Source organism: Rhodoferax sp. GW821-FHT07G04, assembly GCF_059418585.1.
The window spans coordinates 316,173-329,896 of record NZ_JBWKQD010000005.1 but is presented as its reverse complement, the minus strand read 5'-3'; the positions used below and the strand labels follow the sequence as shown (position 1 = coordinate 329,896).

Annotated in this window: 11 protein-coding genes; 7 read left to right on the top strand and 4 right to left on the bottom strand. The window is 61.7% G+C overall.

Annotated features, from left to right (window positions below):
• The first annotated feature begins 27 nt into the window (after positions 1-27).
• Both AC07OO_RS22690 and AC07OO_RS22685 read left to right on the top strand, forming a co-directional pair.
• Positions 28-573: a C40 family peptidase gene (locus AC07OO_RS22690; RefSeq protein WP_495084420.1), complete on the top strand. Its 546-nt coding sequence runs from the start codon at positions 28-30 to the stop codon at positions 571-573.
• A gap of 11 nt (positions 574-584) precedes the next feature.
• On the top strand, positions 585-2,834 hold the full coding sequence (locus AC07OO_RS22685; protein ID WP_495084419.1) for a TonB-dependent receptor plug domain-containing protein: 2,250 nt from the start codon (positions 585-587) through the stop codon (positions 2,832-2,834).
• Positions 2,835-2,870: 36 nt separating this feature from the next.
• Here the strand turns inward: AC07OO_RS22685 and AC07OO_RS22680 are convergent, their stop codons facing one another.
• Positions 2,871-4,478, bottom strand: a complete 1,608-nt coding sequence (locus AC07OO_RS22680) for a thioredoxin family protein (protein ID WP_495084418.1) — start codon at positions 4,476-4,478, stop codon at positions 2,871-2,873.
• 166 nt (positions 4,479-4,644) lie between these two features.
• Between AC07OO_RS22680 and AC07OO_RS22675 the strand changes: the two genes are divergently transcribed.
• A complete protein-coding gene (locus AC07OO_RS22675) occupies positions 4,645-6,153 on the top strand; it encodes a Do family serine endopeptidase (RefSeq protein WP_495084417.1) in 1,509 nt (502 codons plus the stop codon).
• Here the strand turns inward: AC07OO_RS22675 and metE are convergent.
• Positions 6,150-8,450, bottom strand: coding sequence for a 5-methyltetrahydropteroyltriglutamate--homocysteine S-methyltransferase (gene metE, locus AC07OO_RS22670; RefSeq protein ID WP_495084416.1), 2,301 nt, complete (start codon positions 8,448-8,450; stop codon positions 6,150-6,152). The genes AC07OO_RS22675 and metE overlap by 4 nt on opposite strands.
• A gap of 113 nt (positions 8,451-8,563) precedes the next feature.
• Between metE and AC07OO_RS22665 the strand changes: the two genes are divergently transcribed.
• From AC07OO_RS22665 to AC07OO_RS22650, 4 genes are all read left to right on the top strand, one after another.
• Positions 8,564-9,445, top strand: a complete 882-nt coding sequence (locus AC07OO_RS22665) for a LysR family transcriptional regulator (RefSeq protein WP_495084415.1) — start codon at positions 8,564-8,566, stop codon at positions 9,443-9,445.
• Positions 9,446-9,587: 142 nt separating this feature from the next.
• The gene (locus AC07OO_RS22660; protein WP_495084414.1) at positions 9,588-11,801 is read left to right on the top strand and encodes a DNA/RNA non-specific endonuclease; all 2,214 of its coding nucleotides are present in this window, start codon (positions 9,588-9,590) and stop codon (positions 11,799-11,801) included.
• Positions 11,802-11,888: 87 nt separating this feature from the next.
• Positions 11,889-12,371, top strand: coding sequence for a VOC family protein (locus AC07OO_RS22655; RefSeq protein ID WP_495084413.1), 483 nt, complete (start codon positions 11,889-11,891; stop codon positions 12,369-12,371).
• A gap of 3 nt (positions 12,372-12,374) precedes the next feature.
• Positions 12,375-12,920, top strand: coding sequence for a GNAT family N-acetyltransferase (locus tag AC07OO_RS22650; RefSeq protein WP_495084412.1), 546 nt, complete (start codon positions 12,375-12,377; stop codon positions 12,918-12,920).
• Between the two features lie 85 nt (positions 12,921-13,005).
• On the opposite strand, the gene AC07OO_RS22645 is transcribed toward AC07OO_RS22650, so the two are convergent.
• Complete coding sequence (locus AC07OO_RS22645; RefSeq protein WP_495084411.1) at positions 13,006-13,236, bottom strand: hypothetical protein; 231 nt, start codon at positions 13,234-13,236, stop codon at positions 13,006-13,008.
• 20 nt (positions 13,237-13,256) lie between these two features.
• Positions 13,257-13,688 carry a VOC family protein gene (locus AC07OO_RS22640; protein WP_495084410.1) on the bottom strand — a complete coding sequence of 144 codons (432 nt, stop codon included), beginning with the start codon at positions 13,686-13,688 and terminating at the stop codon, positions 13,257-13,259.
• Positions 13,689-13,724 lie beyond the last annotated feature (36 nt).

Genomic DNA, 13,724 nt, shown 5'->3' with positions numbered 1-13,724 from the left:
GTGAACACCACGGGTTAAGCTCGTTTGATGCGAATTATCCTCGTTCTTGCATTCCTTTTCCTAGCCTTTAGTGCATACGCCAAACCCCAACCCAACCCAGATGACGTAAACCGGTTCCTGCTAGACCGAGGACTTTTAGGCCGAATCGGCGAAGTTGGCGACAAGATGGAGGCCAAAGCCTCCGAGTTAGTCACAAATGCTATGACTTTCTTGGGTGTCCCCTATCGCCGCGGTGGCACCAATGCCGATAGCGGATTTGATTGCAGCGGCTTCGTCCGTGCGATTTTTGAGCAAACCGCCGGCCTGGTCTTGCCCCGCAGAGCCCGCGAACAGGCCGCAGCCTCCGAAAAGATCGACCGTGCCGACCTGCAACCCGGTGACCTGGTTTTCTTCAACACCATGCGCCGCGCCTTCAGCCATGTGGGTATATATGTGGGCGAAGGCAAATTTATCCACTCCCCCAAACCTGGGGCCGAAGTTCGGGTTGAAAGCATGTCGGTGTCCTACTGGGCCCGCCGCTTTGACGGTGCCCGCCGCGTTCCCGTCGAATCTCTGGTGCCCGACACGCCCTGAGTCTGCCCGTGATGCGCCGCAGCATCGTCTTCATCGCCGCGGCCTGCAGCCTACCCGCCGCCCTGGCCCAAGTCAGCCCGGCGCCAGCGCCCGAAGCACCCAAATCCACAGAATCCCCAGCCAGCAAAGAGGCCAAACCGCCCGCCATGCTGAACCGCGTCGAGGTGGTCGGCCCTAGCGGCGAAAACGACCAGCGCCGCGCATCCACCGCTTCCAAAATCATCATCAACAAGGATGAGATTGAGCGTTTCGGTGATAGCTCCGTCAGCGAAGTGCTGAAACGCCTACCCGGCGTCACCTCGGGCGGGCGCCCCGGGCGCGGGGGCGACGTGCGCATGCGGGGCTTGGGCGGCGGCTACACCCAGTTGCTGGTCAATGGCGAGCGCATGCCGCCCGGCTTCTCACTGGACAACCTACCGCCCGAACAGGTGGAACGCATCGAGGTGCTGCGCGCCCCCACCGCCGAGTACGGCGCCCAGGCTGTGGCCGGCACTATCAATATCGTCCTGAAAGAGGCGCTGAAGAAGACGCTGAACGAACTCAAGCTGGGTGTGGGCGTGGAAGACAACAAGGTCTCGCCCAACGCGTCCTGGACCCGCAACGACAAGTACGGCGACAAGGTCTCCTACACGCTGACCCTTTCAGTCAACCGCAACGACAACCAGGACGACAGTGACGTCCGCACCCGTTGGTACGACCTGCCCACCGGCAACCGCGTGTTGGACCAACGCGAAACCGGCTTCACCGCCAACCGGCGCGAAGGTGTCAACTTGAACGGCCGCGTGCAGGTCGCCCTGGGCGACAACATAGGGTCGGTCTTGTTGACGCCCTTCATCGTACTGTCCCAGGGCGCCAGCACCACGCAAAGCCAGTTGGAGCAGGCACCCGGCGGCATCATCCCACCACCCTATGCCCGCTACACCAGCGACGGCGATGGCCGCTTCACACTGGTACGCACCAATACCCAATGGCAAAAGAACCTGGGTGACGGCATGAAAGCCGAGCTGCGCTACGGTGTGGGCAGCGGCAGCTTTGAGACCCACAGCCTGCGCAGGGAGTTTGACGCCAGCGGCCTGCAAACCCGCACCGTAGATGACCTGAGCAATACCCGCGAAGGCGGCTGGAACCTGACCGGCAAACTCTCGCAGCAATTGGAGAACGAACACAGCTTGGTCGGTGGCCTGGAATTGGAAAGCAATGCCCGCCGCCAAAGTCGCACCACACTGCAAAACGGCGTGCCCATATTGACCGAATTTGGCGACGATCTGCAAGCCTCCACTCTGCGCGTGGCCACCTATGCGCAAGATGAATGGAATCCCACTAAAACAATCTCCGCCTACGCCGGCCTGCGCTGGGAAGGCATAGAGACCCAAAGCGACAGCACAAGCTACCGGGTCAGCAACCAAAGCAGCGTGCTCACCCCTCTGCTGCACGCCACCTGGAAGCCCGACGAAAAAAGCCGTGACCAGTTCCGCAGCAGCCTGACACGCAGCTACAAGGCCGCATCGTTGAGCGAGTTGATCGCGCGACCTGCCATCTCGCAACGCTTCCCCACCGGCACCAATGAGGTGGGTAGCCCGGACCGGGCCGGCAATCCCAACCTGGCGCCCGAGTTGGCGCGCGGCTTTGAGATTGCCTACGAGCACTACTTGAGCAAAGGCGGCCTCGTCAGTGCCAACTACTTCTACCGCCGCATCAACGACCTCATCCGCAATGTGGTGGCGCTGGAAGATGTGAGCTGGTCCCCCAACAAGCGCTGGGTTTCACGCCCACAAAACGTGGGCAACGCCACAGCCCAGGGCATTGAACTGGAAGCCAAGTTCCGGCTGGATGAAGCCTGGGCAAACGCCCTGCCTGTCTCGCTGCGCACCAATGTGAGCTTCTTCGATTCCAACGTGGAGCAAGTGCCGGGCCCCAACAACCGGCTCGAAGGCCAGCCCCGGGGCACGGCCAATGTGGGGGCGGACTACAAACTGCGCGGACTGCCCATCAGCATGGGCGCCACCGTGAACTACACGCCGGCCTATGACCTGCAGTTGAGCGACATCCAAAGCAGCTCGGTGGGTGCCAAGGTGGTGACCGACGCATTTGTGGTCTGGTTCATCAACCTCAATGCACAGTTGCGTTTCAGTGCCAACAATATGCTGCCACGCGACTACTCCAGTATCGGCAGCACACTCAATGGCACACAACGCCAGGACAACGAAAGCGCCAACCCATCCCGCGTGCGATGGGGTGTGCGCCTTGAACTGAAGCTATAAAAAAAGAGCCGGCTATCTTGCCGGCTTTGTTGCGGGTCAGGCCTTTTTGGCGCCCTTGCCAAACACGCCTGAACAGGCTTCGCGTGCACTGTCTTTCTCGGGCAACTTGGCACACACGCTGTTCAACTGGGCCGTGAGCTTTTGCACCACGGGCGCATGCTTGCCGCCAGCGTTCCAGGCGGTCAGTTGCGCGCCCATCTTCTCCAGGCTACGGCGGTTGCGCTCGTAGAAGGTCTCGGGCGCGGCATCCAATTCGCCAATGACCTGTGTGGCAGCCTTCTCGATGCGTGCACTGTCTTGCGGTGCCATCTCGATCAGCTTCTGCACATAGCCACTACCCCATTGCAGGCGCGTGGCGGGGCCCATGGAACCCGCATAGGCCTTCTCGGCCCAATCCAGCGCACCGTCTTTATCCCCGCGCAGCTTGGCGTTAGATGCCAGCACCAGCATGTGGTAGTAGGCCGATACGGCCTTGGGCAGCTCGGCCTTCAGCATGGTGTCGGACGCATCGACCAGACCCACATCGCTCAGCAAATGGGCAGCCGAGGGAATGACGGCCTGGCGCTCGTACTTGTCGGTGCTGCCGGTATCGGCCTTGGTGGCCGCCGCTTGGGCCTGGGCCACGAGCTCAGGCGATAGATCCGGTTTGGCGCTCTTGGGCTTGTCCATCAGCGCCAGTGCCACCTTGGCCTGCACGGCGCCCAGTTGGTCGGCCTTGGACAACGTTGCATCTGCCGACAACTTGTCCAATGTGCTGTTCAGCGCCGTGACCAAGCCCGTACGTTCAGTGCTGCCTGTGGCGGTCAACACGGTGACGATGTCGTTGGCATAGTTGGTGAAGATGTCGGCGTTCTCACGTGCGCGGGGCGCATCGGCCAGGATTTTTTGCACCTGAGCCAAGGCCTGCGCCTTGTCCAGCGTGCTCGTCTTTTCCTGCGCGGCCATGGCCACGGCACGCAGCGTCAACCGTGCGTTTGCCTCTTCCTGGTTGGTCGGGCATTTCTGGGCGAGTTGTTGCACGGTAGAGGCCAGATCCTTCTTGGGCAACAACTGGGCTTCATCAATGTCCCACGCATAGTAGGCCAGCAGGCGCCAAGCGTCGGCACTCAGCGCTGGCGTGCCCGCGGCGGGGGTCAGCGCCGAGGCCAGTGTCTCCTTGATCGGCTGCGTGGAACTCATGCCCATCTTCAGGATTTGCATGTACTGCACGGCATCCACCTCACCGGGCAGGCGGGTCAGTTCGGTGCCATCGGGCTTGAACAAAATGGTGGTGGGGTATCCGCGCACCTTGAATTGCGTGCCCAGCTTTTGCGCACCGGGTGTGTCACCGTCCAGATAAACCGGGATGAATCCCTTGCTGCGCTCCACAAAGTCGGGCCGGTTGAACACCGTGGCCTTGATCTGGTTGCAGGGCGGGCACCAGACCGCGCCCCAGTATAGGAACACCGGCTTGTTGTCGGCCTTGGCCTTGGTGAAGATGGCATCCAGGCTGGCACCTTCGGGCTTGACCCAGTCGATAGTGGAATGGGCCGCAGCAACCGGTGCGGCGGGCTTGGGTGCGGGTGCCACCGCAGCCACTTCAGGGGCCTTGGAGCAGGCCATCAAGAGTGCAGGGATCGTGGCGAGCAATGCTAAACGTGTCATGGAGAGCAAACCCTTCAAAGCAGCAAAACTTTGGATTGTGCGCCAACTTCCAAGGCCCTACAGCCCGTGGTATCCCTGGCCCATTGCATGGCGCCGCTTTACCGGCTTTACTTGCAGTTCACCATCAGTTAACCGACGCGCCACTTGCGGCATACAAGATGCAGGCATGGAAAAACCCCAGCGCCCCACTTCCTTACGCCCCGTCCTGCACCTCAGAGCCATTGCCTTCGTGTGGCTGCTTGCCAGCGCCGGACTGCCCGTGCCCAGTTTTGCACAAAGCAGCACGCCGCCAGCCGTCGCGCCCACTGCGGTGGCCACGGCGCTGCCCGACATGACGGGCATAGCCGCCAAACTGTCGCCCAGCGTCGTCAACATCAGCGTGCGCGGTGTGCGCAAGGTGTCCACCACCGCACAAGCCACCAACCCCAGCGGTGATGGCGACAAGGGCTCGGCCGAAGACCAGGCCATGCGCGAATACCTGCGCCGCTTCCAGCAGCGCTTTGGCGAATTGCCCTCGCAACTGAATATGCCGGTACGCGGCGAAGGCTCGGGCTTTATCGTGCGCTCCGACGGGGTTGTCATGACCAATGCGCACGTGGTCAGCGATGCCGACGAGGTGGTTGTCAAACTGTCGGACCGCCGCGAATTCGTCGCCAAGGTCTTGGGCACCGACAAGCGCACCGACATCGCGGTGCTGAAAATCGACGCCAAAGACCTGCCCGCGGTTGCCGTTACCGCGTCCAAGCCCTTGCGCGTGGGCGAATGGGTGATGGCCATCGGCTCACCTTTCGGCTTTGAGAGCACCGTAACCGCCGGTGTCATCAGCGCCACTCGGCGCTCCCTGCCGGGCGATGGCACGGTGCCCTTCATACAAACCGATGCGGCCGTGAACCCGGGCAACTCGGGCGGACCGCTGATCAATATGCAGGGCGAGGTCATTGGCATCAACTCGCAAATCTTCTCCATGTCCGGCGGCTACCAGGGCGTGTCCTTTGCCATCCCCATGGACGTAGCGGTGCATATCCAGCAGCAAATACTGGCCACCGGCAAGGTGCGCCACGCCAAGATGGGCCTGGCCGTACAAGAGGTGGACCAGTTGCTGGCCGAGTCCTTCGGCCTGCCCAAGCCCACCGGTGCGCTGGTGTCGGACCTGACCAAAGGCGGCGCGGCAGACAAGGCCGGCCTGGACATCGGCGACATCGTGCTGATGGCCAACGGCCAGACCGTGGACGAGGCTGGCGTCTTCTCCATCATCGTGGGCCTGGCCCAGCCGGGCGACCGCTTGAAACTGACCGTTTGGCGCCGCGGCAAGCAACTGCCCATGCTGGTGACGATGGACGATGCCGAGGACAAGCTGGCCCATAAGGTATCTGACGCGGCCAGCAGCACCGCCATCAACCGCCTGGGCGTGAATCTGCGCCTGCAAAAACCGGACGAGTCGCGCGGCAGTGGCTCCTCCATCGGTCTGTTCATCGACAAGGTCAGCGGTGCCGCCGAGCGTGCGGGCGTGCAACCGGGTGACCTGCTGCTGGCCATCAACCAGGAGCCGGTACTGACCGTAGATCAGGCCAAAGCGATGGCCGACAGGGCCAACAAATCGCTGGCGCTGTTGATCATGCGCGACGGCGAGCGCATCTTCATCCCACTGCGCCTGCCTGCCCTGCCGACGATCTAGGCAGCCACGTGCTGCGCGCGAAGTTCCTTGGCCGCAGCCACCATATTCGTCAATGCCGGCACCACTTCAGTCCATTGGCGCGTCTTGAGCCCGCAATCGGGGTTGACCCACAGGCGATCGGCCGGGATACGCTGGGCGGCCTTTTGCATCAACTGCACCATCTGCTCCCGGGTGGGGATATTGGGCGAGTGGATGTCGTACACACCCGGCCCAATCTGGTTGGGGTAGTTGAAGTGGTCAAAGGCATCCAGCAACTCCATGTCGGACCGAGAGGTCTCGATGGTGATCACATCCGCATCCATGTCGGCAATGGAGGCAATGATGTCGTTGAACTCCGAATAGCACATGTGGGTGTGGATCTGCGTCGCGTCCCCCACACCATTGGCCGTTATGCGGAAGGATTCCACGGCCCAGTTCAGGTAATCTTGCCACTGCGTCTTGCGCAGCGGCAGCCCCTCGCGTAGCGCCGCCTCGTCGATCTGGATGACGCGCACGCCAGCCTTTTCCAGGTCCAACACCTCCTCGCGTATAGCCAGGGCCAATTGCTTGCACGATACCGACCGCGGCTGGTCATCGCGCACAAATGACCAGTTGAGAATCGTCACCGGCCCGGTCAGCATGCCTTTCATGGGTTTGTCCGTTTGCGCCTGGGCATAGCGTGTCCACTCCACCGTCATCGCCTGGGGGCGGGTGATGTCGCCAAACAAGATGGGCGGCTTCACGCAGCGCGATCCGTACGACTGCACCCAGCCAAACTGGCTGAAGGCATAGCCATCCAACTGCTCGCCAAAGTACTCCACCATGTCGTTGCGCTCGGCCTCGCCGTGCACCAGCACGTCCAGGCCCAGGGCTTCCTGCTCCTGCACACTGCGTTTGATCTCGGCCTGCATCGCAGCCTTGTAACCCACCTCACTGAGTTTGCCCAGTTTGAACTGGCTGCGCGCTTGGCGAATCTCCGCCGTCTGCGGGAAGGAACCTATGGTTGTCGTAGGAAACGCAGGCAGCTTCAGGTACGCAGCTTGCAAAGCAGCGCGCTGGGTATAGCCGCTCTGGCGCTGGCCCAGCTTGGCGTCAATCTGCGCAAGGGCCGCCTTGACAGCCGGGTTGTGCACCCGCGGTGACGCGCGGCGTGCGGCAATGGCGCGCTGGTTCTCCGCCAATGCGTCTTTGACTGCACTGCGACCCTCATTCAATGCGGTGGCCAAGACCTTCAGTTCGTCCAGCTTCTGCAAGGCATAGGCCAACCAGGATTTGACCTCAGCGTCCAACTTCTGCTCCTGACCCAGGTCCACCGGCACATGCAACAGCGAGCATGACGGTGCAATCCACAAAGCCCCGCCCCTTCTGGCAACGATGGGCTCTACCCAATCCAGCACCGCATTCAAATCGGTCTTCCAGATATTGCGGCCATTGATGACGCCCAGAGACAGTACTTTGTGCTGCGGCAACAGGTTGAGCAAGGGTTGGATCTCATCGCGCCCATTGATGGCATCCACATGCAGGCCCGCCACCGGCAGGTTGGCTGCCAGGTATTGGTTCTCTTGCAGCTGGCCAAAGTAGGTGGCCAACAAGATCTTCACTCGGCAGCTTTTCAACTGGTGGTAGGCCGTGTTGAAGGCGTGCTGCCAATCGGCATCCAGCTCGGTGACCAACAGCGGTTCGTCCACCTGCACCCACTCCACGCCTTGCGCGGCCAGTGTTTCGAGTAGCTCGGCATACACAGCCAGCAGGCGCGGCAGCAGCGCCAGCTTGTCGGAACCATCCTTGGCCTTGCCAATACCCAGATAGGTGACCGGCCCGATGATGACCGGCCTAGCCTTCACGCCTTGGGCCTTGGCCTCCGCCAGTTGCTCCAACAGGCGCGATGCGTCCAGCGCAAACGTGGTCTCAGCCGTGAACTCCGGCACGATGTAGTGGTAGTTGGTGTCGAACCATTTGGTCATCTCCCCCGCTGCCACACCACCGCAGCAGGCGCTGTGGTCCTCAGTGCCCTTGGCGGAGCGGCCGCGGGCCACGCGGAAATAGTTGTCCAGCACATCGCCATGGAAGCCCTGCACCCGCGCCGGCAGGTTGCCCAGCGTGAAGCTCATGTCCAGCACTTGGTCGTAGAAAGAGAAGTCACCCACCGGGGCCCAGTCCAGGCTAGCTTGTTGCTGCCAGTGGCGTTGGCGCAGTTGCACGCCCAAGGCCTTGAGTTCGCTGCGCGAGATTTCGCCTTTCCAATAGGACTCCTGCGCAAACTTGAGTTCGCGCTGCGCGCCGATGCGGGGAAAGCCGAGGTTGTGGGTAGAGATCATGGTGTCTTGCTTCTATCGTTCAGGTTGTCAAAGATGGCGCAAGGTTAAGGACAACAACCCATGAAGTAAAATGATCTTATTTCAACGATCAATCAATATTACTCATACATAGCATGATCGAAAGAATGCACCTGGCCATCGTCCGCGAGGTGGACAAACAAGGCTCTCTCACTGCCGCCGCCAGCGTGCTGTGCCTGACCCAATCCGCCCTGAGCCACACTGTGAAAAAGCTGGAGCAGCAAATGGGCACCCCCATCTGGCTGCGCGAGGGGCGCAGCCTGATCCCCACACAGGCCGGCCACTACCTGCTGAGCGTGGCCAACCGCGTGCTGCCGCAGTTGGAGATGGCCGAGGCCCGCATGCAGCAATACGCGCTGGGCGAGCGTGGCACGCTGCGCATCGGCATGGAGTGCCACCCCTGCTACCAATGGCTACTGAAAGTGGTGTCGCCCTATCTGGCCGCCTGGCCCGATGTGGAGGTGGACGTCAAACAGAAATTCCAGTTTGGCGGCATCGGCGCCCTGTTTGCGTATGAGATTGATCTGCTGGTCACGCCAGACCCACTCTACAAACCCGGCCTGCGCTTCGTGCCCGTGTTTGACTACGAACAGGTGCTGGTCGTCGGCCGCCAGCACCCACTGGCCAAGCGCCGGCATGTGAAGCCCGAACAACTGGCAGGTGAAGTGCTGATAACCTACCCCGTGCCTATGGACCGGCTGGATGTCTACAACCGCTTCCTGATGCCAGCCGGCATCATGCCCAAGCGCCACAAGACCATTGAGACCACCGACATCATGCTGCAGATGGTGGCCAGCGGCCGGGGCGTGGCCGCCCTGCCCCGCTGGCTGGTCAAAGAGTACGCCAGCAAGCTGCCGGTCGTGCCCGTACGCCTGGGGCCGGACGGCATAGACAAGCAGATCTTCCTGGGTGCGCGCGAGGCCGATGTCGACATCGACTACCTCAGCGCCTTTGTGGACTTGGCGCGACAGGCTTAGCCCCTGTAAATACCCGATTCATGGGATAGGAAGTCGCACGGCTTGCGAACATACTCCCCTGCGCTCAAGGCCCAGAAGCTTGGCGGACATCAAAACGTCATCCGGCGTTGGTACGCTGACCTGAAAAACAGGGAGGGATGCCATGGGAACCATCGCAGACAGAATCGCGCAAGCACGGCTGGGCATTGCCGTCGCAGCGGGCAAACGCTGGGCCGAGCGCCAAGCAGAGCGTGACCAGGGCCTGCGCAACATTGCGCTGAAAGGCCCCGGCTCCGCCGACACTCCCACGCGCAGGCAGGAGTGGACCCAGCGGCAGGCCAACAAGCAGCTGTCTGCACTACCGGCATCATCCGGACTATCCGGTCTGGGCTTGGAACGCATCATCGGCCCCACCGTCGATTGGGTTGCTTTCTCGCCCAGCCAAAGAGCGTTCGAATCCGCACGACCCGTGGCGCGCATTGTTACGCTGCCTGGGTCGGGCTATGAGCCGCAAGGCGTTGCTACCGGCTTCATGGTGTCAGATCGGCTCTTGCTGACCAACCACCATGTCTTTCCCACGCGGTCCGATTGCCGCGGCTTTGGCGTCAACTTCTTGTTCTGTGTCGACGAACGGGGCACAAACCAGGGCGTGTTGTTTGAGATCGATGCGGACGGCTTTTATACGTCCAACGAAACGTTGGACTACGCCTTGGTCAGCGTCAAACCCAAGGGCCTCAAGGGCGAGTCCATCCGTGACTATGGCACCGTCAAAATGATCGAGGCCACCGGCAAGATCCTGACCGGCTTCCCCGTCAACATCATCGAGCACCCCAACGGCGGCCCGCGCCAGTACGCCACATCCAACAACCGCCTGGTCGACATTCTGGCCACCGGCTTTCTGCACTACGAAACGGACACCGACAAGGGCTCCTCCGGCTCACCCGTGTTCAGTGACGACTGGGAACTGGTGGCCCTGCACCACAGTGGCGTCCCCCGCATGGCAGACGGCCATATCCTCAAGCGCGACCACACGCCGTGGGACCAGTTCAAGGACAGCGAGAACGACATCGACTGGATCGCCAACGAAGGCACCCGTGTCAGCACGCTGATTGCCGCCATGAAGCTCACACCCGGCTTGTCCGTCTCCGAGCGCGGCGAGTTGGACGCCCTGCTGGCGTCCACCAGCGACCCACTGGCTGCGCAAGAGAGCACCAAGCCGTCAGGACCACCGATTCCGCCAAACGACAACACCATCCGCATCCAGGGAGGAGCTCCAGCCATGAACAGCAACAACGTTTTCAACATCTCCGGCAACAACGTCATCCACATCTACACCACGGCGCCCACACCCGAAGCCGGCGCAACAAGTCCCGCCGTGCTATCCGTCGTGGCAAAAGCCCCGGCCGCTGTGGCCTTGGTGCAGGAGAAGGCCCTCGTCTTTGACCCAGACTACGCCAACCGGCCGGGATACGACAGCGAATTTCTGGGCACGGCGCTGGACATGCCAAGCTTTGACCCGGCCAAGAGCCCAGAGCTCTATCTGGTCAGCGACTACCAGGACTATGCAGACAACACCCGCAATGTCCCCGAAGTCGATGTGTCGGGCATGGACCCGCAGGACCCACTGGTCTTGCCCTACCACCACTACTCCCTGGTGATGAACAAGACCTACCGCATGTGCATGCTGACCGCATCCAACTGCGACTACCGCGAAGAGATGCGCCAAGACAACCGTCCCCGTGCCGAGTTTGGCGGGGAGAACTGGCGCATCGACCGGCGCGTGCCGACGGAGCTGCAATTGACCGACGCCGACGTCTACGGCCCGGCCGGCAACTTCGACCGCGGCCACATCGTGCGGCGCGAAGACAGTTGCTGGGGAGAACCCGGTCTGGACACCGAATACGCCAATTCCGATACCTACCACTGGACCAACTGCACCCCGCAGCACGAGCTCTTCAACCAAGAGCACCCCAAAGGCACCGAATACAAAGGCCTCGTCGGCATCTGGGGCCAGTTCGAAGGCGCCTTGCAAAAGGAGCTGGCCGCTGGCGGTGGCCAGGCCAGCATCTTCGCGGGCCCCGTGCTGAACCCCGCCCATATGCAAGTCAAAGACTTCGGCAAGGGCAACGTCTACTACCCGCTGAAGTTCTGGAAAGTGGTGGTGGTGCCGATGAGCACGGCCCGCAAGCCCAAGCTGGCCGCCTATGGCTACATCTTTGACCAATCACAGGCCATCAAGAAATTCGGCCTGGACATCAAAGAGGCACTCGCGCTGGGCACCTTCACCCGACAACGGACCAAGCTGCAAGATATCAGCGCCCTGACCGGCATCGTCTTCCCAGCGGGCTTGGTAGATGCGCCGTTCGGCACCAACTGACCGGTGACAGGCGCACAAGGGTGCGCTATCGCACTTACAAGGCCTGCTACCCTAGACTACTGTTTCTTCCCACAACTAGGAGACCCCATGGCCCGCAGCAAAAACATCATCTGCCTCTGGTACGACGGCACTGCCCTGGAAGCGGCGGAGTTCTATGCCAAGACATTCCCCGACAGCGCCGTCCACGCGGTGCACCGCTCACCCAGCGACTACCCGTCTGGCAAGGCGGGCGATGTGATCACGGTCGAATTCACCGTAGCCGGAATCCCCTGCATTGGCCTGAATGGCGGCCCGGCCTTCAAGCACAGCGAGGCCTTCTCCTTCCAGATCGCCACTGACAACCAGGAAGAAACCGACCGCCTGTGGAATGCCATCGTCGGCAACGGTGGCCAGGAGAGCCAGTGTGGCTGGTGCAAAGACAAATGGGGCCTGTCATGGCAGATCAGCCCCCGCGTACTGGTCGATGCGGTGTCGGGCTCCGACCCAGTCGCTGCCAAGCGTGCATTCCAAGCCATGATGCCCATGAAGAAGATCGACATCGCCACCATTGAAGCGGCTATACGCGGCTGACCCATGCCGCCAGCGAGACTCACCCTTGAGCCACCCAACGCAAAATTACGCGATTCCTACCGCACGCTAGTCGCCGAGTTTGTGGCCAACGGCGATGCGCTGGTCCCATTCACGCTGTCTTTTGACAACACCGACTTCGACGTCTTCCTGTCCAAGCTGTCCGACTGCGCCAACGGCGTTGGCGTACCCGCAGGCTTTGTGGCGCACTCCAGCTTCTGGCTGGTCCGTGATGGCACGGAAGTCGTGGGTGTATCCAACATACGCCACAGCCTGACACCGGCGCTGCTACGCGAAGGCGGCAACATAGGCTACGGCATCCGCCTTAGCGCGCGCCGCCAAGGCATGGGCAGTGCCATCTTGCGCCTGTCTTTGCTGCGCGCGGCTGAGCTAGGCTTGTTACGCGTGCTCCTGACCTGCGGTAAGCAGAATACAGCGTCCGCCGCCGTCATCATGCGCAACGGCGGCGTGCTGGAGTCCGAAGAATTCCTGCCAGACCGGGGCGAGGTGGTGCAGCGCTACTGGATAGACCCAATCGCCTCTGGCGGATAACACTTTCGTTGAATTGGTCTGTAGCCCTCGTCCTATAAGGCGATAGTGCTATCAGATACAGAGCAATCCAAGAACGCCCGCACTCTCAAGCCGCCCGCCACCGGCGCACATAAGGCAGCAAAAACAGATACAGTCCGCTGAGCCACAGCAAGGCCAGTGGCAGCAGCGGCGAATAGGTAATCCAGGCCGGGGGCTGCCCTTGGGACATGGCGACGAAATTGGCGGTGACCGTCAGGGTAAACACGACGGATATCCAACGGTGCGCCTGGCGGAACCAATGGCCAGCCGATGACGAGGAGGATGCGATAGTGGTCATGGGTCGTTCTCCGCTGTGCATCAACGCCGCGCCTGGATCATCTTCCAGCCGTTGCCGGCCGGGTCGCGAAAGCCCGCGTCCACCGTGCCGTAGCGGTCCACCGGCTCCTGCGTGAACTCCACGCCCTTGGCCCGCATGCGTTCGTAGGCGGCGCGGCAGTCGTCTACCTCCAGCACCAGGGACGGCATCGCCCCCTTGGCCACCATGGCGTGCAGCGTCTGCGCGGTGGCTTCGTCATGCACCGGAGCGCCGGGGCGCAGCAGCCCCAGTTGGAAGGTGGATTGGCCGGGGTATTGCACCGTCAGCCACCGGTAATCGCCGTTGCGCACATCGGTGTGCACCTTGAAGCCCAGCTTGTCCACATAAAACGCCAGCGCCTCGTCCTGGTCTCGCACATACACACTGGCTACCTGCACGCCGCCATTGCCTGATGCTGCTGCCTGGTTGTTCATTGAAATGCTCCCTATCAGTTCGTTGAAGAAGCCTCG

What these genes read in the sequence shown, in the direction of transcription:
- AC07OO_RS22650 (WP_495084412.1), top strand. Translation starts at nt 12,375, where the DNA reads ATGCCGCCAGCGAGACTCACCCTTGAGCCACCCAACGCAAAATTACGC.
- AC07OO_RS22675 (WP_495084417.1), top strand. Translation starts at nt 4,645, where the DNA reads ATGGAAAAACCCCAGCGCCCCACTTCCTTACGCCCCGTCCTGCACCTC.
- AC07OO_RS22655 (WP_495084413.1), top strand. Translation starts at nt 11,889, where the DNA reads ATGGCCCGCAGCAAAAACATCATCTGCCTCTGGTACGACGGCACTGCC.
- AC07OO_RS22645 (WP_495084411.1), bottom strand. Translation starts at nt 13,236, where the DNA reads ATGACCACTATCGCATCCTCCTCGTCATCGGCTGGCCATTGGTTCCGC.
- AC07OO_RS22685 (WP_495084419.1), top strand. Translation starts at nt 585, where the DNA reads ATGCGCCGCAGCATCGTCTTCATCGCCGCGGCCTGCAGCCTACCCGCC.
- metE (WP_495084416.1), bottom strand. Translation starts at nt 8,450, where the DNA reads ATGATCTCTACCCACAACCTCGGCTTTCCCCGCATCGGCGCGCAGCGC.
- AC07OO_RS22660 (WP_495084414.1), top strand. Translation starts at nt 9,588, where the DNA reads ATGGGAACCATCGCAGACAGAATCGCGCAAGCACGGCTGGGCATTGCC.
- AC07OO_RS22665 (WP_495084415.1), top strand. Translation starts at nt 8,564, where the DNA reads ATGATCGAAAGAATGCACCTGGCCATCGTCCGCGAGGTGGACAAACAA.
- AC07OO_RS22690 (WP_495084420.1), top strand. Translation starts at nt 28, where the DNA reads ATGCGAATTATCCTCGTTCTTGCATTCCTTTTCCTAGCCTTTAGTGCA.
- AC07OO_RS22680 (WP_495084418.1), bottom strand. Translation starts at nt 4,478, where the DNA reads ATGACACGTTTAGCATTGCTCGCCACGATCCCTGCACTCTTGATGGCC.
- AC07OO_RS22640 (WP_495084410.1), bottom strand. Translation starts at nt 13,688, where the DNA reads ATGAACAACCAGGCAGCAGCATCAGGCAATGGCGGCGTGCAGGTAGCC.